Consider the following 18,875-nt stretch of genomic DNA (forward strand, 5'->3'; position numbering starts at 1 on the left):
AAATGAACCTCTCGCCCCTGCCCCAGATCATGCTCGAGCCGCTGGTCCGCGCAGCACTTCTGGAAGACCTCGGCCGCGCCGGCGACATCACCACCGAGGCCGTCGTGCCCGCCGACCACCGGGCGACAGTCGTGCTCGCGGCGCGCCAGCCGGGCGTGGTCGCCGGGCTCGATCTGGCGGCACTCGCCTTTCGGCTCATCGACCCAGCCATCGATATCAAGGTCGCCAGACCGGACGGCAGCGTGCTCGTGGCCGGCGATGTCATCGCCACGCTCAGCGGACCAGCGCGCGGACTTCTGACCGCCGAGCGCGTCGCGCTCAACTTCCTTTGCCATCTCAGCGGCATCGCCACCGCCACCGCAGGCATCGTCGAGGCCGTGCGCAGCCACAAGGCAAGCATCGTCTGCACCCGGAAAACCACGCCGGGCCTGCGCGCGCTGGAAAAATACGCGGTGCGAGCAGGCGGCGGCTCCAACCACCGCTTCGGCCTCGACGACGCCGTGCTGATCAAGGACAACCACATCGCCATCGCAGGCGGCGTGAAGCAGGCGATCGAGCGGGCCAAGGCCAATGTCGGGCATCTGGTGAAGATCGAGGTCGAAGTCGACACGCTCGAACAGCTGGATGAAGTGCTGGCGCTCGGCGTCGACGCGGTCCTCCTCGACAACATGACGCCCGAGACACTTGCCCGCGCTGTGAAAATGGTCGGCGGCCAAGCCATCACCGAAGCTTCGGGGCGTGTAAACCCGACGACGGCGCCTGATATTGCGGCTAGTGGCGTCGACCTCATTTCGGTCGGCTGGGTGACGCACAGCGCGCCGATCCTCGATATTGGACTGGACACGGCCCCTTGACGGGGGCAATGGTCCCGCCCCGGGTGGGCATGGCAAAGACACATCTTGGCAATGGAGAGCGCATGAACGCCGATTTGCACCTCAATGCAGCCGCGACTGAGATCAACGGGGCGCATCCCCAGTGGAGCCGCGCGGAAGCGCAGGCGATCTACGACCTGCCCTTCAACGACCTGCTGTTTCGCGCGCAGACGGTGCATCGTCAGAATTTCGACCCCAACCGGGTGCAGCTTTCGCGCCTGCTGTCGATCAAGACCGGCGGCTGCCCCGAGGATTGCGGCTATTGCAGCCAATCGTCACGTCACGAATCCGGCCTCAAGGCCTCCAAGCTGATGGAAGTGCAGCGCGTTCTCGCCGAAGCCAAGAAGGCGAAGGACGCCGGCGCGACGCGCTACTGCATGGGCGCTGCCTGGCGCAGCCCGAAGGAGCGCGACATGGATGCCGTCGTTGCCATGATCGAGGGCGTCAAGGAACTCGGCATGGAGAGCTGCATGACGCTCGGCATGCTCGATCTCGGCCAGGCGCAGCGCTTGAAAGAGGCCGGCCTCGACTATTACAACCACAACATCGACACCTCCGAACGCTACTACAACGAAATCATCACCACCCGCACCTTCGCCGACCGTCTGGACACCCTCGCCAACGTCCGCGACAGCGGCATCAAGGTCTGCTGCGGCGGCATCGTCGGCATGGGCGAGGAGAAGGCCGACCGCGTCGACATGCTGGTGACGCTGGCCAACCTGCCCGAGCATCCCGACAGCGTGCCGATCAACATGCTGATCCCGATCGAAGGCACGCCGCTGGGCGAAGCCGAGCCCATCGAGCCGATCGAGTTCGTGCGCACTATCGCACTCGCGCGCATCATGATGCCCAAGTCGCATGTCCGCCTGTCCGCCGGGCGCACGGCGATGAGCGACGAGATGCAGGCGCTGTGCTTCTTTGCCGGCGCCAACTCGATCTTCGTCGGCGACACGCTGCTGACCGCCGAGAACCCCGGGGAAGACAAGGACACTGCGCTGTTCCGCCGTCTCGGCATCCAGCCGATGGAGCGCGACGCCAGCGCATCGGCCCGAGAATCGGAACCGATTCTCGGTGGGCACGATGCGCAAACTCAAAGTGATAGAGCGTCCTTTACGCGTCCCGCAGGACGCGCGGCGCTCTAATGAACGGACGAGCCCTGCTCGACCGCTACGAAGCCAGCCTGCGCGGGCTGGCCCGCAAGAGCCGGCTGCGGGCGCTCAGCGGCCGCTCCGGGCTCGACTTCGCTTCCAACGACTATCTCGGGCTTGCCGGCTCGAAGCGTTTGGCCGACTCGGTTGCCACCGCACTCGCCAACGGTACGCCTGTCGGCGCCACCGGCTCGCGGCTGCTGCGCGGCAACGACCCCGAGCACGAGGCGCTTGAGGCCAAGGCAGCCCGCTTCTTCGGCGCCGAGCGGGCGCTGTTCTTCGGCGGCGGCTATGTCGCCAATTTCGCCATGCTGACAACCCTGCCGCAGAAGGGCGACCTGATCGTGCTCGACGAGCTGATCCACGCCAGTGCCCATGAAGGCGCACGCGCCGGCCGCGCCGAAGTGGTGGAAGCCAGGCACAACGATGCCAATGCGGTCGGTGACGCTATCAGTGCCTGGCGTACCAAGGGCGGCACCGGCCGGCCGTGGATCGCGGCCGAAAGCCTCTACAGCATGGATGGCGACCGCGCCCCGCTGGACGAATTGATGGCCGTTGCCGACCGGCACGACGCCTTCCTGTTCGTCGACGAAGCGCATGCCACCGGCGTCCATGGCCCTGATGGGCGTGGGCTGGCGCATCATCTCGAAGGCCGCGACAACGTCGTGGTGCTGCACACCTGCGGCAAGGCGCTGGGCGGTTCCGGCGCACTGATCACGGCGCCGGCAGTGCTGTGTGACTACATCGTCAACCGTTGCCGGCCCTTCATCTATGCCACGGCGCCCTCGCCGCTGATGGCGGTGGCGGCCATGGAAGCGCTCGATATCCTCGCCGACGAACCCGAACGCCGGGAGCAACTGGCCGGGCTTGTCGCGCTGGCAGGAAAACGGGCACAGGCACTGGGTTTCAAGCCAAGCGGCTCGCAGATATTGCCCATCATCGTCGGCGACAACGGCCGCGCCGTGGCGCTGGCCGAAGGCCTGCAGGCCCGCGGCTTCGACGTGCGTGGCATCCGCCCACCGACCGTGCCGGAAGGCACGGCCCGGCTCAGGATCTCGCTGACGCTGAACATCGGCGAGCACGACGTTTCGGCGTTGTTCAACGCCCTTGCCGAGGAATGGGACCGATGAGCCAGGCGATCGTCGTGACAGGCACCGACACCGGGATCGGCAAGACCGTGTTCGCCGCAGGCCTCACCGCCCTGCTCGACGGCACATACTGGAAGCCGGTGCAATCGGGCATCGAGGAAGAGACCGACAGCCAGGTCGTTGCCCGGCTCGCCCAGCCTTCTCCGGATCGTGTGTTGCCGGAGGCTTGGCGGCTGAAGGAACCGCTGTCGCCGCACCGCGCCGCGGAGCTCGACGGCGTGGAGATCGATGCCGATGCGCTCACCCTGCCCACAACCAACCGGCCACTCGTTGTCGAGGGCGCGGGCGGGCTGATGGTGCCGGTCAACCGGCGGACACTCTACATCGACGTCTTCGCGCGCTGGGCAGCACCGGTGGTGCTGTGCGCCCGCACCGGGCTCGGCACGATCAACCACACGCTGCTCTCCATCGAGGCGTTGCGCAGCCGCGCGATTCCGCTACTGGGAATAGCCTTCATCGGCGACGAGATGGCCGACACACAGCGAACCATCGCCGAAATGGGCAAGGTGCGCGTGCTTGGCCGCCTGCCCCGGCTCGACCAGCTGACGCCTGAAACACTGGCTGAAGCCATGCGCGCGAATTTCAAGACAGCCGACTTCCTGGAGGCCAGGCGATGAGCCGTTCAGCCGTCTGGCATCCCTTCACCCAGCACGCCACGGAACCGGTGCCGCCGACGATTGTGCGCACCGAGGGCGCTTATGTCGAGACATCAGATGGCAAGCGCATCCTCGACGCGATCTCGTCCTGGTGGGTCGTCACCCACGGCCACAGGCATCCGAAAATCGTCAGTGCGATCCGCAACGCCACCGAAACGCTCGACCAGGTCATCTTCGCCGGCCTGACCCACGAACCGGCGGAGCAATTGGCCTCGGCACTGGCCGACATGGCGCCTGCCGGGCTCGACTGGGTGTTCTATTCCGACAGCGGCTCTACAAGCGTCGAGGTGGCGCTGAAGATGGCGCTGGGCTTCCACCGCAACAACGGTGACGCCCGTTCGCGCATCGTCGTCATGGAACACAGCTATCATGGCGACACCATCGGCACGATGAGCGTCGGCGCGCGCGGCGTGTTCAACGCCGCCTACGACCCGCTGCTGTTCGAGGTCGACACCATCCCTTTCCCCGCGCCGGGTCGCGAGCAGGAGACGCTCGACAACTTCGAGGCGCTGACCCGCGACGGCAAGGCCGCAGCCCTCATCGTCGAGCCGCTGGTGCTGGGCGCCGGCGGCATGCTGATGTATCCGGCCGGGGTGCTGATCGAACTCAAGCGCATCGCCGAGAAATCGGGCACGCTGCTCATCGCAGACGAAGTGATGACCGGCTGGGGCCGGACCGGGACGATGTTCGCCTGCGAGCAGGCGGGGATAGCGCCAGACATCCTCTGCACCTCCAAGGGCCTGACCGGCGGCTCAGTGCCACTCGCGGCGACGCTGGCAACCGACGCGGTGTTCCGGGCGCATTTCTCCACCGACCGCGCCAAGACCTTCTTCCATTCGAGCTCTTATACGGCGAACCCGATCGCCTGTGCTGCCGCGCTCGCCAATGTCACGATATGGCGCGACGAGCCGGTGGCTGAGCGCATCGCGGCGCTGTCGCGGATGCAGGCCGAGAAGGTCGCGCGGTTCGGCGATGACCCGCGCTTCGAGAATGTACGCACCGCGGGAACCATCGCCGCGCTCGACCTGCGCGTCGGCAAATCAGGCTATCTCGCCGAGGTCGGGCCCAAGCTGCGCGCGTTCTTCCTCGAGCGCGGGTTGCTGGTCAGGCCACTTGGTAACGTCATCTATGTGCTACCGCCCTACTGCGTGACGTCAGGCGAACTCGACCGGCTCTATGACGCCGTGGACGAGGCCGCCAACCTCGCGGGCCGCGCCGCGTGAACCGCTCGGCCCGTATCCTCGGCTTGGGCCACCATGTACCTGGCCGCAAGGTAGGCAACGCCGAGATCGAGGCCAGCCTCGGTCTCGATGCCGGCTGGATCGAGGGCCGCACCGGCATCCGCTCGCGCTTCTGGGCGGAACCCGGGGACACACTGTCGGGACTGGCAGCCAAGGCCGGAGACATGGCGCTCGAAGCTGCCGGCATCAACCGAAGTGAGATCGGCCTGCTGCTGCTCGCCACCTCGACGCCAGACCACCTGCTGCCGCCGAGCGCGCCACTGGTGGCCCACAAGCTCGGCCTCGGTAATGCGGGCGGCGTCGACCTCGCCGGCGCCTGCGCCGGATTCATCTACGCCATGACCTTCGCCGACGGTTTCGTGCGGCTGCACAACAAGCCGGCGGTGGTCATCGCCGCCAACCTCCTCAGCCGTCGCATCAACCCGGCAGAACGGGCGAGTGCCGTGCTGTTCGCCGACGCTGCCGGTGCCGTGGTGCTCGGCCCATCCGACGACCCCGGCCACGGCATCCTGGGTGCGTCGGTTGCAGCTGACGGCTCCGGCTATGGCCTGATCCAGATTCCCGCCGGTGGTAGCAACCGACCCTTCGCCGACGAACTCGACATTGCCGAGACGCGCATGACCATCGCCGACGGGCGCGCGGTCTTCGCTAAGGCTGTCGAGATGATGAGCCGCTGCTCGACGGACGCGCTCACAGCTGCGGGGCTGGACACTGCCGCCGTCAGCCGCTTCGTGCCGCATCAGGCCAATGCCCGCATCTTCAACGCGGTGGGCAAGTCACTTGGCATCGCCGATGACAGGATCGTCAAGACCATCGCCGACTACGGCAATTCGTCGGCCGCGACGATCCCGCTGTCGCTGTCGCTGGCGCACCAGGCAGCGCCGTTGCAGCGCGGCGAAAAGCTGCTGCTCGCAGCAGCCGGCGCGGGCCTGACCGGCGGTGCGCTGGTGGTGGGAATGTAAGAAACGACGTTGGCTTAGCAGGAGGAAAAATGCGCAAGATCGTCGCCGGCAAGCTGCACGGCATCCACGTCACCGAAGCCAACCTCAGCTATCACGGCTCGATCACCCTCGACCCCGACCATTGCGAGGAAGCAGGGATCCTGCCGATGGAGTTCGTCGAAATCTGGAACAAGAGTTCCGGTGCGCGTATCTCGACCTATGTGATCCTCGGCGAACGCGGCTCGCGCTGCTGCATCCTCAACGGTGCTGCCGCCCGCACGTGCCAGGCCGGCGACCAGATCATCATCTGCAACTCGGTCTATGTGACGGAGAATGAGATCACCACGCTCAAGCCACGCGTGCTGACCTTCGACAAGGACAACCGCATCGCCGACCGGCTGACCTATTCGGTCGAGCGAGACCAGTTCGGCCGTTACAGCTTCTCCATCCTGGACGAGACCAGTGCGAGGCTTTCGATACCCGCGTTGGTAAGCAGCCATTAGAGCTTGCAGCAGACGCCGAGGCTCCAGGAGGACCATCGCCCACGGCTAGACGTTCTATTGCCGCACGGCTGAATTTCCCGCAAGGATGCAACCAACGGCATGTGCGGGCGGTCGTCGGAACAACTCGTGCCCGTGAAGGCCTTCCAGTTCGGCCAGCTTGACCCCGACCAGCAAATGCAAGGCACCATGGGCGAAACCGTCAATTTCATCTGGATCGGCGAGAAGCTCGGTCCATTGCATGCCGCATGCATCCGCTCTTTTCGGCGACATGGACATCGTACGGTGCTACACGCGTTCGACGCGCCCAAGGACACGCCCGATGGCGTCGAGATCTTCGACGCATCGCAGTTGCTGTCGCAGAGCGAGATCGTGGCCTACAAGTACGAGAAGAGCCTGGCGCTGACCGCAAACATCTACCGCTACAGGCTGCTTGAGGCAGGGCTCGGCATCTACGCCGACTGCGACGTCTACTGCGTTCGGCCGTTTCCCGAGCAACAATGGCTTTTCGGGTGGGAGAAGAAGGATGTCATCAATTGTGCGGTGCTGAAAGCACCAGCCGACAGCGATCTCGTCAAGAGCCTCGTCCAATGCACCTCCGGCCGACATTTCATTGCCCCATGGTGGTCGCCAGTTAAGAAAGCGGCCTACAATCGCCTCATGAAATTAGGGTTTGGGCGTGACATCAGGCGGACCCGATGGGGGACGACTGGCCCCCAACTGCTCACCTTTCTCATCAAGAAATACGGGCTGGCAGACAGGGCGCTCCCGATGGACGCCTTTTATCCTGTTCATCAAGCGATGACCGACTTGCTCTTCGACGCTGAGCTGTCGATCAAGGACGTCACGACGCCACGGACCTACGCGATCCACCTGTACAACAACTCGATTGCGCCGACGTTCAACCCGCCACCCGGCAGCCCGCTCGCAGAAATCCTCGCGGGAACCTAGAGAGGGCTGATCCTAGATCCCCCCGTGAAGTAGGCTGCCGGCGCGGGGAAGCGCCGGCAATACACCGCGGTCATGACGGCATCGGAGGACCTAGCGGCGCTCCAGGTGCTCGACGGCGAGGAAGGCACCCTTGGCAGCAAGCGACAGGCGGTTGGCCGCCTCGACCCGCTGGGGCGTGTAGTAATGCTCCTCGTGCAGCATGTTGACGGTGCCGAGCATGGTGTCGCCGACGAAGACCGGCCAGTTGAGCACCGACCCGCAGCCGAGCGACCAGATCGTCTCGTGGTCGGGGAAGACGTCGGCGATGTCCTTGATGGTGTTGGCGACGAAGGGCTTGCGCTGGACGTGGATCGTGTCGAACCAGTGGGTGCGGTTCATCGGCTTGGTGCCGGAGACCGGATAGGTGTCCGGGTGGCTGGTGTAGGTGCGGCTCGAAAGCTCGCTGGCCCAGTCGAGCTTCATCACCGTGAAGAGCTTGGCGCCGACGACGACATCGGCCAGCGCCTGCAGGGCCTTCCACACGCCCTCGACTTCGGTCGTGGTCGCAATGGCGGCATCGAAGGCGACGAGCGCCTCGGCGAGTTTGGTCTCTGTCATGATGTACCTCTATTTCAAGTCTTGGGATGAGACGCGCTGAACCTGGTCAGTTCACGCGAATATGCGTCCTGCAGTTCGCCACGCTTGAGCTGGTCGACGCTGGCGACCTCGACGACCCGGCCGTGGCGCATGACGGCCAAGCGATCGCACAGGAACGAAACGACGGGAAGATTGTGGGTGACCATCAGGTAGGTCAGCCCCTGCTCACGGCGCAAGCGCTTGAGCAGGTTGAGGATTTCTGCCTGCACCGACACGTCGAGCGCCGAAGTCGGCTCGTCGAGCAACAGCAGCTTGGGCTTGAGGATCAGGGCGCGTGCAATAGCAACGCGCTGGCGCTGGCCGCCCGAAAGCTGGTGCGGGAAGCGGAAGCGGAAACGCCGGTCGAGGCCGACCGACTGCATCACCTCGTCGACTCGCGCACCGCTGTCACTGACACCGTGGATGGCTAGGGGCTCGCTCAGCGTCGCATCGACAGTCTTGCGCGGGTGCAGCGAGCCGTATGGATCCTGGAACACCATCTGGCACTGCCTGGCGAAACCGCGGTCGATGCCCGGCGTGCGGGCGTGGCCGAAGGCGGTGATGGAGCCGGTCCAACTCCTGGCCATGCCGGCAATGGCCTTGAGCACGGTGGTCTTGCCAGACCCGCTTTCGCCGACGAGCGCGAAGCTCTCGCCCTCGGCAACGTCGAAACCGATGCCGTGAGTGACCTTCGAATCGCCGTAGGAGATGTCGAGGTTTTCGATCTTCAGCGCGCTCATGTCGAAGCCTCGTCGCGTTGCAGGACAGGCAGCTCTTCGCGATCCTCGTCGAGACGCGGGATCGAGGCGAGCAGGCCGCGCGTGTAGGGATGCTTGGCATTGCGGAGTTCGCCCGCGACACACTCCTCCACCACCTCGCCGCCGCGCATCACCAGGATGCGGTCGCAATAGGCCGAGACCAGGTCGAGGTCGTGGCTGATCAGGATCAGGCCCATGCCCTTGCGCTTGACCAGGTCGTCGATGATCTCGAGCACCTGCGCCTGGACAGAGACGTCGAGGGCCGATGTCGGCTCGTCGGCGATGAGCAGGTCCGGCTCGGGGATGAGCATCATGGCGATCATGACGCGCTGGCCCATGCCGCCCGACACTTCGTGCGGGTAGAGGCCGAGCACGCGCTCGGGGTCGTTGATGCGCACGGCTTCCAGCATGGCGAGCGTGCGGCCCCTGATATCGGCACGGCCGAGCTTCTGGTGAGTCAGCAGCGCCTCGGCGATCTGATCGCCGATGGTCATGACAGGGTTCAGCGAGAATTTCGGGTCCTGCATGACCATGGAAATGCGAGCGCCGCGGATAGAGCGCATCTGCCGTTCCGATTGGGCGAGCAGATCAATGCCGTCGAAGCGCAGCTTGTCGGCGGTGACCTTGCCGGGCGCACGGATCAGCCGCAGGATCGAGCGGCCGGTCATGGACTTGCCGGAGCCGCTTTCGCCGACGATGCCGAGGCGTTCGCGGCCGAGCGTGAGCGACAGGCCCTTGACCACGTCGATCGGACCCCGCGCGGTCGGGAAGGTGGCCCGCAGGTTCTCGATTTCAAGCAAGGCGCTCATTGGCGGTCTCCATGCTTGGGGTCGAGCACATCGCGCAGGCCGTCTCCGAGGAAGCAGAAGCCGAGGCTGACGATGACGATGGCAAAGCCAGGCATGGTCGCAACCCACCACTGGTCGAGGATGAAGGAACGGCCGCGCGAGATCATCGCGCCCCATTCGGGCAACGGCGGCTGCGCGCCGAGGCCGATGAAGCCGAGACCGGCGGCGGTCAGGATGATGCCGGCCATGTCGAGCGTGACGCGGATAATCATCGACGACGTGCACAGCGGCAGGATGTGGTTGACGATGACGCGGAACGACGAGGCGCCCTGCAGCTCGACCGCGGCGACGAATTCCGAGTTGCGAATCGTCAACGTCTCGGCACGGGCGATGCGGGCATAGCCGGGCCAGGTGGCGATCGCGATGGCGATGATGGCGTTCTGGATACCGGGCCCGAGGGCCGCGACGAAGGCCAGCGCCAGGATCAGCTTCGGCATCGACAGGAAGATATCGGTGATGCCCATCAGGATACGGTCGGTCCAGCCGCCGAAATAGCCGGCGACGGCGCCGATGACGAGGCCGACGGGGGCGGCGAGCACGGCCACCAACGCCACGATCATCAGGGTGATGCGCGCGCCATAGACGACGCGGCTCCAGATGTCGCGGCCGAGTTCGTCGGTGCCCATCCAGTTGTCCCAGCTCGGCGGCTTGAGCCGCATCGCCAAATCCTGGCCGACCGGCGAATGGGTAGCGATCCAGGGCGCGAACAAAGCCACTAGGATCAGCGTCAGCACGATGATAGCGCCGACCATCGCCAGCGGGTTGCGCGCCAACGCACGGCTCAGCCGGTAGCTGCGGCCGAGACGCGCCTGCAGGCGCGAGGACGGCGAATCGTCGAGAAGCCAGTCACGTGTCGTCGCCATCAGCGTGCCCTCGGGTCGAGGACGCGGTAGATCACGTCCGAAATCTTGTTGATGCCGATGAAGACCGCGCCGATGACCAGCGTCGAGCCGAGCACGGCGTTCATGTCGGCGTTGAGCAGCGCCGTGGTCAGGTAATTGCCGATGCCGGGCCAGGAAAAGACGGTCTCGATCATCACCGACCCTTCGAGCAGACCGGCATAGGACAGGCCTATGACGGTGATCAGCGGCACAAGGATCGGACGGAAGGCATGGCGCCACAGCACCAGCCGCTCCGACACGCCCTTGACGCGGGCTGTGGTGACATATTCCTGCGCCAGCTGGTCGAGCATGAAGGAACGCGTCATGCGGGCGATGTATGCCAGGCTGAAGAAGCCGAGCACGGCTGCCGGCAATGCGATGTGCGAGAGCGCATTGAAGAAGATATCGGTCTCACCGGCAATCAGGCTGTCGATGAGGATCAGGCCCGTCACCGGGTCGACCATGCCGTCATAGAAGATGTCGAGCCGGCCGGGACCACCGACCCATTGCAACTTGGCATAGAACAGCGCGAGACCGACGAGGCCGAGCCAGAAGGCCGGCACCGAATAGCCGAGCAGGCCGACGACTCGGATGACCTGGTCGACGAGGCTGCCCTGGCGGCTGGCCGCATAGACGCCCATCGGCACGCCCAAAAGCACGCCGATGATGATGCCGAGCGTGGCCATCTCGAGGGTCGCCGGGAAGACGCGGGCCAGGTCCTCAGCCACGGGCTTGCCCGTCGACACCGACATGCCGAGGTCGCCGGTCAGGACATTGCCGACATAGTGGAAGAACTGCACGATCAGCGGCTTGTCGAGGCCCATCTCGATGCGCGCGGCCTCATAGACGGCGCGCGGGGCCCTATCGCCGACGACGGCGAGCACCGGATCGATCGGCACGACGCGGCCGATGAAGAAGGTGATGGCCAGGAGGCCGAGGAAGGTGAATGCGACGGCGACGAGGACGCCAAGCACGCCCTTCAGCGTTTTCCAGGCGTGCCGCGCATTGCGCGACGAGCCGCCGGGCCCTGTTGGAAGCGCCTGAGCGGCGGAGTCGATTTCTGATGCCACGCGGTGTCTGTTCCTACCACATTGGCCGCGCTGCGAATGCGGCACGGATGTTGTCTGTCGAGCAAAATTCCACTTGGACTATACAAATAATTTTGCTTAGATCAAAAAAATTTTGATGGGAGCAAAATTCAGCGTGTCCTCCGAGGCCAGCAAGAACGCGACGGCGAGCCAGCCAAAGGTGGGTGCGCTGATCCGTGCACGCCGTCGCCAGCTGTCGCTGACATTGCAGGAATTGTGCGATGCGGCGGGCATTTCCGTCGGTTATCTCAGCCAGGTCGAACGCGACCATGCTACCCCGTCGCTAGGCACCCTCGCCCAGCTCGCCCGCAGCCTCGACGTGGCTGTGGATTATTTCATCGCCACCCCGTCGATGGAGGACGGGCTGACCCGCGCCGACCAGCGCAACCGCTTCTCGGTCGACGGATCGTCGATCGTCTACGAGCGTATCGCCGCCGACTTTACCGGCAATGTGTTGTCCTCCTTCATCCTCAATGTTCCGCCAGGCTATCGCTCCGAGACGGTCAGCCACGAGGGCGAGGAAATCCTGTTCATCCTCGAAGGCTCGATCACTCAGCGCCTCGAGGACGACGAGATGGTGCTTACGGCCGGCGACAGCCTGCATTTCCGCGGCAATCGTCCGCATTCATGGTCCAACGACACCGACAAATTCGCGCGCATGCTCTGGACCGGCACCTTGCCGATGTTCAGGTCACGCACGGAGCATCCGGCCCTGCGCGGTTCACGGGCCGAGACAAAGGAACCGGGAACCAAAAAGGAGAGAAAATGATGAAACTGTTCAAAGCCGCGCTGCTTGCGGCGGCGCTGGCCATGCCGATGACGCCGGCGATCAGCCTGGCCGCTACGCCGGCCGACATTCTCGTGGTGGCGCAGAACATCGACGACATCGTCAGCATCGACCCGGCAGAGGCCTACGAGTTCTCGTCGGGCGAATATGTCGCCCAGACCTATGACCGTCTCGTCCAGTACGACGCCGCCGACACCAAGACGCTGGCCGCCGGCCTCGCCAAGGAATGGGCAGCCGACGACGCCTCCAAGACCATCACCTTCACGCTGCGCGACGGCGTCAAGTTCACCTCCGGCAATCCCCTGCGCGCCGAAGACGTGGTCTACTCGTGGAAGCGCGTCATCGTGCTCAACAAGGCGCCCGCCTTCATCCTGACCCAGCTCGGCTGGACGCCGGAAAACTTCGATTCCATGGTCAAGGCCGACGGCAACAAGGTCGTGGTCAAGTATGAGGGCGATTTCGCATCGGCCTTCGTGCTCAACGTTCTCGCGGCCCGCCCCGCTTCGGTGGTCGACGCGGTCACGCTGCAGGCCAACGAGACCAATGGCGACATGGGCAATGGCTGGCTGAAGTCGAATTCGGCAGGATCTGGCCCATTTGTACTGAAGACCTTCCGTCCGGGCGAACTGATCAACCTGACGGCCAATGCCGAGTATTTCAACGGCGCACCCGCGATCAAGGGCGTCATCATCCGCCACGTCGCCGAAGCGGCGACCCAGCAGCTGCTGCTGGAATCGGGTGACGTAGACATGGCCAAGAACCTGACGTCGGACCAGATCGCGACGATCGCCGGCAAGGATACGCTGATCACCGAGACGTATCCGCAGGCGGCCGTGCACTTCCTGTCGTTCAACCAGAAGGACGAGGCCCTGCAGCCGGAAGCCGTGTGGGATGCCGCGCGCTACCTGGTCAACTACAAAGGCATGACCGATACCTTCCTGAAGGGCCAGATGCAGACCCACCAGGCCTTCTGGCCCTCGGGCTTCCCCGGCTCGCTCGACGAGACGCCCTACACCTACGATCCGGCCAAAGCCAAGCAGATCCTGGCCGATGCCGGCATCAAGACGCCGATCACCGTCACGCTCGACGTCATCAACTCGACGCCGTTCACCGACATGGCGCAGTCGCTGCAGGCAAGCTTCGCGGAAGCCGGCATCAACTTCGAGATCATCCCGGGCACCGGCTCGCAGGTGATCACCAAGTACCGCGCCCGCACCCACGAGGCGATGCTGCTGTACTGGGGGCCTGACTTCATGGACCCGCACTCCAACGCCAAGGCGTTCGCCTACAACGAGGACAACTCGGACGACCACTATCAGTCGACCACCACGTGGCGGAACGGCTGGGCTGTGCCGGAAGAGCTGAACAAGGCGACCAAGGCAGCACTCGCCGAGCCTGACCAGGCCAAGCGCAGCGCGATGTATGTCGACCTGCAGAAGAAAGTGCAGGAGAAGTCGCCGATCGTCATCATGTTCCAGGCGGCGACCCAAGTGGCGCGTGCGAAGAACGTCGAAGGCTACGTCAACGGCGCAACCTCCGACTTCGTCTACTACCGCCTCGTCAAGAAGAACTGACCTGACGGCCTGAACTTCCGGGACCGCCCGTTGCGGGCGGTCCCATCCCTCCCCCAAATCCCAAAGGCAAGAGACTATGTACGAAGAGCGGATGGCGCGGTTGCGCGAGCGCATGGCTGAAACCGGGACCGACCTTGTGATCGTCGGCCCCTCCTCGCACCTTGTCTGGCTCACCGGCATGTCGCCGCATGGCGACGAACGCCCCGTGCTGCTGATCGTCTGCAGGGACCATGCCGGCTTCCTGATGCCGGCGCTCAATGTCGACAGCCAGCGCCCGTTCACCAAGCTGCCCTTCTATCCCTGGACCGATGCGGACGGTCCCGGTGCCGCGCTCGCCAAGCTTCTCAAGGATTGCGGCGCCAACCGCGACAGCCTCAAGATCGCGCTCGACGAGACCATGCGCGCCGATTTCGCACTGCTAGTCATCGACGCCCTGCCCGGTGCTGCCCGCGGCTTCCTCACCGATACGGTAAGCTTCCTGCGCGGCCAGAAGGACGAGGCGGAGTACGCGCTGCTGAAGATGAATGCCGTCCTCAACGACGGTGCCATGAAGGCCGGCTTCGCCGCGCTGAGACAAGGCGTGACCGAGCTCGAAGTCGCCCGGGCGATCCGCGACTTCTACGCGGCAAACGGCGCCACGGGAGAATTCGTCAGCGTCTGCTTCGGCGAGAACGGCGCTTTCCCGCATCATCATACCGGCGATCGCAAGCTCAGGGCGAACGAGGCCGTGCTGATCGACATCGGCGGCCGCAAGGACGGATATCCCTCCGACATGACCCGCATCGGCGTGTTCGGCGACAAGCCCGAAGGTTTTGACGAAGTGCACGGCGTGCTCGAACGCGCAGTCCAGGCAGCGATCGCCGTCGCCAAGCCAGGCGTCGCCGCCAAGGAGGTCGACAAGGCCGCACGCGACGTCATCACGGCTGCCGGCTATGGCGATTTCTTCCTGCACCGGACCGGGCACGGCCTTGGCATCGACATTCACGAGCCGCCCTACATCACCGGCACGTCGGAAACGATCCTTCGCGAAGGCAACGTCTTCTCGATCGAACCCGGCATCTACCTGCAGGGCCGGTTCGGCCTTCGCCTGGAGGAGATCGTCATCCTGCGCGGCAACCGTGCCGAGGTGCTGTCCGACCTGCCGCGCGAGGCGTTCGTGGTCAAGGCCTGAGCCTAAACTGCCTGGAGCATGACGAAAGGGCCGCTACAGCGGCCCTTTTTGTTGAGCTGCCCTGCCCGCTTCACCAGCTTCAGGTACGGGCCGGCATACTATTCAGCCGCCGGGCGCGGGTGATATCGTCCCAACCAGCAGCCTGAATTGGCGTTGGAGGGGACTGTGCGTTCTTTGCTCTTGGCGGTGGCCGCCTTGATCTCCGTCGATTCCAGTGCGGCGGAACAGTCTTTCCCGGCCGATGGCGGAGTGATCCATTTCAACATGCCCTCAGGCAATGTCGGCTGCCAGTACACGCCGGCAGGCGGCTCAGACGTCTACATGCCCGAGGATGGCGGCCCCGAACTCGGCTGCGACCGCATCGAGCCGACCTATCAACGTTTCATCCTCGGCAAGGCCGGCAAGGCCAAGCGCTACCAGAATGTCGGCGACACCGGCTGCTGCGACGGCTCGCACACGCTCGAATACGGCAACAACTGGAAGAAGGGGCCATTCGGCTGCGAGGCGACCAAGGCCGGGCTGAGTTGCACCCGCAAGGACGGCCATGGCTTCTTCATCAGCCGATCGAGGACCGAGATCTACTGATCGGCCGCACTCGCAGGCAAAAGAAAAGCCGGGCGAGCCCGGCTTTTCAGTCATTGCGTCGGCAAGAAAGCGATCAGTTGACCGCGTCCTTGAGGCCTTTGCCAGCCGAGAACTTCGGCACCGTACGGGCCGGGATCTTCACTTCCGCGCCGGTCTGCGGGTTGCGGCCGGTGGACTCCGCACGTTTTGACACGGTGAAATTTCCGAAACCGACAAGCCGGACATCGCCGCCACCCTTCAGTTCGCCGGTGATGACGGAGAACACTGCATCAACGGCGGACTGCGCATCGCCCTTGGACAGCTTGGCAGCCTCAGCGACGGCGGACACTAGTTCGTTCTTGTTCATTCAAATTCCCTTCCATGAGAAAACCGGGACATAGACTCAGCCGGTAGGACACGGACTTTAGAAAGAAGCTTTGGCACAACCAAGTCGAAAAGGCTCACAAAGCCCGGAATTCCGCGCTTTTTCACATGAAAAAGCCGGGCGCGAGCCCGGCTTTTTTGTTTTCTGTGCAACTTTAGATGCAGCTTAATGAGCAAAGCCCTTGCCGGCATCGTCGCCCGCATCCGTCTTGGCCGCGGGAACGTCGACTGGCTCGGTCCATTCGATCGGCTCCGGCTGGCGCACGAGGGCATGCTTGATCACCTCGCCCATGCGGCTGACCGGGATGATCTCCATGCCGCTCTTCACGTTTTCCGGAATGTCCGCCAAATCCTTGGCGTTCTCTTCCGGGATCAGCACCTTCTTGATGCCGCCGCGAAGCGCTGCAAGCAGCTTCTCCTTGAGGCCGCCGATCGGCAGCACGCGACCACGCAGCGTGATCTCACCAGTCATCGCCACATCCGCCTTGACCGGGATACCGGTCATTATCGACACGATAGCCGTCGCCATGCCAACGCCGGCCGAGGGGCCGTCCTTGGGCGTCGCACCTTCCGGCACGTGCACATGGATGTCGCGCTTGTCGAACAGCGGCGGCTCGATGCCGAAATCGATGGCCCGGCTGCGAACATAAGATGCCGCCGCCGAAATCGACTCCTTCATGACGTCGCGCAGATTGCCGGTAACGGTCATGCGCCCCTTGCCGGGCATCATCACGCCTTCGATCGTCAGCAGTTCGCCGCCGACCTCGGTCCAGGCCAACCCGGTGACGACGCCAACCTGATCGTCGGCCTCGACCTGTCCGAACCGGTAGCGTGGCACGCCGAGATACTCGTCCAAGTTGGCGGCGGTGACCTTCACCGACTTCTTCTTGGTCTTGATGATCTCCGTGACCGCCTTGCGCCCGAGCTTCATCAGCTCGCGCTCGAGGCTGCGGACACCGGCTTCCCGCGTATAGGTCTGGATGATGCCGCGGATAGCATCCTCGGAAACCGAGAATTCCTTGGGCTGGAGCGCATGATCGCGAACCACCTTTGACATCAGGTGCCGCTTGGCGATCTCGACCTTCTCGTCCTCGGTGTAGCCGGCGATACGGATGATCTCCATGCGGTCCATCAGGGGCGCAGGAATGTTCAGCGTATTCGCCGTCGTCACGAACATCACACTCGAAAGGTCGTATTCGACCTCCAGATAGTGGTCCATGAACGTTGCGTTCTGTTCCGGATCGAGGACCTCGAGCAGCGCCGACGAAGGATCGCCACGGAAGTCCTGGCCCATCTTGTCGATCTCGTCGAGCAGGAAGAGCGGATTCGACTTCTTGGCCTTCTTCATCGACTGGATGACCTTGCCGGGCATCGAGCCGATATAGGTGCGGCGGTGACCGCGGATCTCGGCCTCGTCACGCACGCCGCCAAGCGCCATGCGCACAAACTCGCGGCCGGTCGCCTTGGCGATCGACTTGCCGAGCGAGGTCTTGCCGACGCCGGGAGGGCCGACGAGGCACAGGATCGGACCCTTCAGCTTCTTCTGGCGGCTCTGCACGGCGAGATACTCGACGATGCGGTCCTTGACCTTGTCGAGGCCGTAGTGGTCGGTGTCGAGCACCTCCTGGGAGAAGTTGAGGTCCTGTTTGACCTTGGAGTTCTTGCCCCACGGGATCGACAGGATCCAGTCGAGGTAGTTGCGCACGACGGTGGCTTCGGCCGACATCGGCGACATCGAACGCAGCTTCTTCAGCTCGGCCTCCGCCTTTTCGCGGGCCTCCTTGGTCAGCTTCGTCTTCTTGATGCGGGCCTCGATCTCGGCGGCCTCGTCGCGGCCGTCCTCGCCTTCGCCGAGTTCCTTCTGGATCGCCTTCATCTGCTCGTTGAGGTAGTACTCGCGCTGGGTCTTCTCCATCTGCCGCTTGACGCGGCTGCGGATGCGCTTCTCAACCTGCAAGACGGAGATCTCGGCTTCCATGAAGCCCATCGCCTTCTCGAGCCGCTCCTTGACGGACAGCGTGCCGAGCATTTCCTGCTTCTCGGTGATCTTGATGGCGAGATGCGAGGCCACCGTATCGGCGAGCTTGGAATAGTCCTCGATCTGGCTGGCAGCACCAACCACTTCGGGCGAAATCTTCTTGTTCAGCTTGACGTAGTTCTCGAAGTCGGAAACCACCGAGCGGGACAGCGCCTCAACCTCGACCTCTTCCTCTTCCGGCTCGCTCAGGATGAGAGCGTGGGCCTCGTGGAAATCGGGCTTGTCGGTGAAGGACTGGATCTTGGCGCGCGTCGTGCCTTCGACCAGCACCTTGACGGTGCCGTCCGGCAGCTTCAGCAGCTGCAGCACATTGGCGAGCGTGCCGATGTCGTAGATGGCATCAGGCTCGGGATCGTCGTCGGCGGCATTCATCTGGGTCGCAAGCAGGATCTGCTTTTCCTGACCCATCACCTCTTCCAGGGCCTTGATCGACTTTTCACGCCCCACGAAAAGCGGGACGATCATGTGCGGGAACACGACAATGTCGCGCAACGGCAGGACTGCGAAGGTTCCTTCGCTGGAAGAGCGGGAGATTTTGGCCATTGTCCAACCTTTCATATCGCGGCCGCGCAGGGCCAACCGCGAATCTCATATTAACGACCATGGACGGTTCCGCCTACCGCCGATTACCGCGCGGCATTACAGCACGAAAGCCAACCCATCGCCTCTTCTCCGTTAGTTGGAGTTTCGCCGGGTAAACATCAAGGCCG

At 64.1% G+C, this 18,875-nt stretch carries 19 protein-coding genes; 12 read left to right on the plus strand and 7 right to left on the minus strand.

All coding sequences use genetic code 11. The annotated features are described in order from the left end of the window. Window positions 1-2: 2 nt before the first annotated feature. From nadC to CO731_RS19575, 8 genes are all read left to right on the plus strand, one after another. On the plus strand, window positions 3-854 hold the full coding sequence (gene nadC / locus CO731_RS19540) for a carboxylating nicotinate-nucleotide diphosphorylase (RefSeq protein WP_108608438.1): 852 nt from the start codon (window positions 3-5) through the stop codon (window positions 852-854). Between the two features lie 62 nt (window positions 855-916). Then, a complete protein-coding gene (gene bioB / locus CO731_RS19545) occupies window positions 917-2,014 on the plus strand; it encodes a biotin synthase BioB (protein WP_245439417.1) in 1,098 nt (365 codons plus the stop codon). Then, window positions 2,014-3,150, plus strand: a complete 1,137-nt coding sequence (locus tag CO731_RS19550; RefSeq protein ID WP_108608439.1) for an 8-amino-7-oxononanoate synthase — start codon at window positions 2,014-2,016, stop codon at window positions 3,148-3,150. Before bioB ends, CO731_RS19550 begins: the two co-directional genes overlap by 1 nt. Further along, entirely contained in the window at window positions 3,147-3,785 is a 639-nt protein-coding gene (bioD, locus tag CO731_RS19555) for a dethiobiotin synthase (protein WP_108608440.1), read from the plus strand. Before CO731_RS19550 ends, bioD begins: the two co-directional genes overlap by 4 nt. After that, window positions 3,782-5,047 (plus strand): adenosylmethionine--8-amino-7-oxononanoate transaminase, encoded by a 1,266-nt coding sequence (locus CO731_RS19560; RefSeq protein ID WP_108608441.1) that lies wholly within the window; start codon window positions 3,782-3,784, stop codon window positions 5,045-5,047. Before bioD ends, CO731_RS19560 begins: the two co-directional genes overlap by 4 nt. Further along, window positions 5,044-6,027 (plus strand): beta-ketoacyl-ACP synthase III, encoded by a 984-nt coding sequence (locus CO731_RS19565; protein ID WP_108608442.1) that lies wholly within the window; start codon window positions 5,044-5,046, stop codon window positions 6,025-6,027. Before CO731_RS19560 ends, CO731_RS19565 begins: the two co-directional genes overlap by 4 nt. Before the next feature lie 29 nt (window positions 6,028-6,056). Next, window positions 6,057-6,509, plus strand: a complete 453-nt coding sequence (gene panD, locus CO731_RS19570) for an aspartate 1-decarboxylase (RefSeq protein WP_108608443.1) — start codon at window positions 6,057-6,059, stop codon at window positions 6,507-6,509. A gap of 186 nt (window positions 6,510-6,695) precedes the next feature. Then, window positions 6,696-7,457 carry a hypothetical protein gene (locus CO731_RS19575; protein WP_159091664.1) on the plus strand — a complete coding sequence of 254 codons (762 nt, stop codon included), beginning with the start codon at window positions 6,696-6,698 and terminating at the stop codon, window positions 7,455-7,457. Window positions 7,458-7,547: 90 nt separating this feature from the next. On the opposite strand, the gene CO731_RS19580 is transcribed toward CO731_RS19575, so the two are convergent. From CO731_RS19580 to CO731_RS19600, 5 genes are read right to left on the minus strand one after another with little or no spacing between them, the layout of a single operon-like run. Continuing rightward, window positions 7,548-8,054 carry a GAF domain-containing protein gene (locus tag CO731_RS19580; protein WP_108608445.1) on the minus strand — a complete coding sequence of 169 codons (507 nt, stop codon included), beginning with the start codon at window positions 8,052-8,054 and terminating at the stop codon, window positions 7,548-7,550. 14 nt (window positions 8,055-8,068) lie between these two features. After that, window positions 8,069-8,812 (minus strand): ABC transporter ATP-binding protein, encoded by a 744-nt coding sequence (locus tag CO731_RS19585; protein WP_108608446.1) that lies wholly within the window; start codon window positions 8,810-8,812, stop codon window positions 8,069-8,071. Then, complete coding sequence (locus CO731_RS19590; RefSeq protein WP_108608447.1) at window positions 8,809-9,639, minus strand: ABC transporter ATP-binding protein; 831 nt, start codon at window positions 9,637-9,639, stop codon at window positions 8,809-8,811. Before CO731_RS19590 ends, CO731_RS19585 begins: the two co-directional genes overlap by 4 nt. After that, window positions 9,636-10,541: an ABC transporter permease gene (locus CO731_RS19595; protein ID WP_108608448.1), complete on the minus strand. Its 906-nt coding sequence runs from the start codon at window positions 10,539-10,541 to the stop codon at window positions 9,636-9,638. Before CO731_RS19595 ends, CO731_RS19590 begins: the two co-directional genes overlap by 4 nt. Next, entirely contained in the window at window positions 10,541-11,533 is a 993-nt protein-coding gene (locus CO731_RS19600) for an ABC transporter permease (RefSeq protein ID WP_108609937.1), read from the minus strand. Before CO731_RS19600 ends, CO731_RS19595 begins: the two co-directional genes overlap by 1 nt. Window positions 11,534-11,744: 211 nt before the next feature. On the opposite strand from CO731_RS19600, the gene CO731_RS19605 reads away from it, so the two are divergent. The 4 genes from CO731_RS19605 to CO731_RS19620 all read left to right on the plus strand — a co-directional run bounded on the left by CO731_RS19605 (window position 11,745) and on the right by CO731_RS19620 (window position 15,764). Continuing rightward, a complete protein-coding gene (locus CO731_RS19605; protein WP_108608449.1) occupies window positions 11,745-12,416 on the plus strand; it encodes an XRE family transcriptional regulator in 672 nt (223 codons plus the stop codon). Continuing rightward, entirely contained in the window at window positions 12,416-14,008 is a 1,593-nt protein-coding gene (locus tag CO731_RS19610) for an ABC transporter substrate-binding protein (protein ID WP_108608450.1), read from the plus strand. Before CO731_RS19605 ends, CO731_RS19610 begins: the two co-directional genes overlap by 1 nt. A 76-nt stretch (window positions 14,009-14,084) precedes the next feature. Continuing rightward, window positions 14,085-15,179 (plus strand): Xaa-Pro peptidase family protein, encoded by a 1,095-nt coding sequence (locus tag CO731_RS19615; RefSeq protein ID WP_108608451.1) that lies wholly within the window; start codon window positions 14,085-14,087, stop codon window positions 15,177-15,179. A 165-nt stretch (window positions 15,180-15,344) separates the two neighbouring features. Continuing rightward, window positions 15,345-15,764, plus strand: coding sequence for a DUF6636 domain-containing protein (locus CO731_RS19620; protein WP_245439418.1), 420 nt, complete (start codon window positions 15,345-15,347; stop codon window positions 15,762-15,764). 73 nt (window positions 15,765-15,837) lie between these two features. Here the strand turns inward: CO731_RS19620 and CO731_RS19625 are convergent, their stop codons facing one another. Next, a complete protein-coding gene (locus tag CO731_RS19625; protein WP_055971339.1) occupies window positions 15,838-16,110 on the minus strand; it encodes an HU family DNA-binding protein in 273 nt (90 codons plus the stop codon). A gap of 183 nt (window positions 16,111-16,293) precedes the next feature. Next, window positions 16,294-18,708 (minus strand): endopeptidase La, encoded by a 2,415-nt coding sequence (gene lon / locus CO731_RS19630; RefSeq protein WP_108608453.1) that lies wholly within the window; start codon window positions 18,706-18,708, stop codon window positions 16,294-16,296. Window positions 18,709-18,875 lie beyond the last annotated feature (167 nt).

It is taken from the genome of Aminobacter sp. MSH1 (genome assembly GCF_003071665.1).
In the GTDB taxonomy this organism is placed as follows: domain Bacteria; phylum Pseudomonadota; class Alphaproteobacteria; order Rhizobiales; family Rhizobiaceae; genus Aminobacter; species Aminobacter niigataensis.

Excerpts from the sequence above, each read along its gene's own strand:
- panD (WP_108608443.1), top strand. The coding sequence starts at position 6,057 with ATGCGCAAGATCGTCGCCGGCAAGCTGCACGGCATCCACGTCACCGAA.
- CO731_RS19585 (WP_108608446.1), bottom strand. The coding sequence starts at position 8,812 with ATGAGCGCGCTGAAGATCGAAAACCTCGACATCTCCTACGGCGATTCG.
- CO731_RS19610 (WP_108608450.1), top strand. The coding sequence starts at position 12,416 with ATGAAACTGTTCAAAGCCGCGCTGCTTGCGGCGGCGCTGGCCATGCCG.
- CO731_RS19625 (WP_055971339.1), bottom strand. The coding sequence starts at position 16,110 with ATGAACAAGAACGAACTAGTGTCCGCCGTCGCTGAGGCTGCCAAGCTG.
- nadC (WP_108608438.1), top strand. The coding sequence starts at position 3 with ATGAACCTCTCGCCCCTGCCCCAGATCATGCTCGAGCCGCTGGTCCGC.
- CO731_RS19605 (WP_108608449.1), top strand. The coding sequence starts at position 11,745 with ATGGGAGCAAAATTCAGCGTGTCCTCCGAGGCCAGCAAGAACGCGACG.
- CO731_RS19595 (WP_108608448.1), bottom strand. The coding sequence starts at position 10,541 with ATGGCGACGACACGTGACTGGCTTCTCGACGATTCGCCGTCCTCGCGC.
- CO731_RS19580 (WP_108608445.1), bottom strand. The coding sequence starts at position 8,054 with ATGACAGAGACCAAACTCGCCGAGGCGCTCGTCGCCTTCGATGCCGCC.
- CO731_RS19590 (WP_108608447.1), bottom strand. The coding sequence starts at position 9,639 with ATGAGCGCCTTGCTTGAAATCGAGAACCTGCGGGCCACCTTCCCGACC.
- bioB (WP_245439417.1), top strand. The coding sequence starts at position 917 with ATGAACGCCGATTTGCACCTCAATGCAGCCGCGACTGAGATCAACGGG.
- CO731_RS19560 (WP_108608441.1), top strand. The coding sequence starts at position 3,782 with ATGAGCCGTTCAGCCGTCTGGCATCCCTTCACCCAGCACGCCACGGAA.
- bioD (WP_108608440.1), top strand. The coding sequence starts at position 3,147 with ATGAGCCAGGCGATCGTCGTGACAGGCACCGACACCGGGATCGGCAAG.
- lon (WP_108608453.1), bottom strand. The coding sequence starts at position 18,708 with ATGGCCAAAATCTCCCGCTCTTCCAGCGAAGGAACCTTCGCAGTCCTG.
- CO731_RS19615 (WP_108608451.1), top strand. The coding sequence starts at position 14,085 with ATGTACGAAGAGCGGATGGCGCGGTTGCGCGAGCGCATGGCTGAAACC.
- CO731_RS19550 (WP_108608439.1), top strand. The coding sequence starts at position 2,014 with ATGAACGGACGAGCCCTGCTCGACCGCTACGAAGCCAGCCTGCGCGGG.
- CO731_RS19575 (WP_159091664.1), top strand. The coding sequence starts at position 6,696 with ATGGGCGAAACCGTCAATTTCATCTGGATCGGCGAGAAGCTCGGTCCA.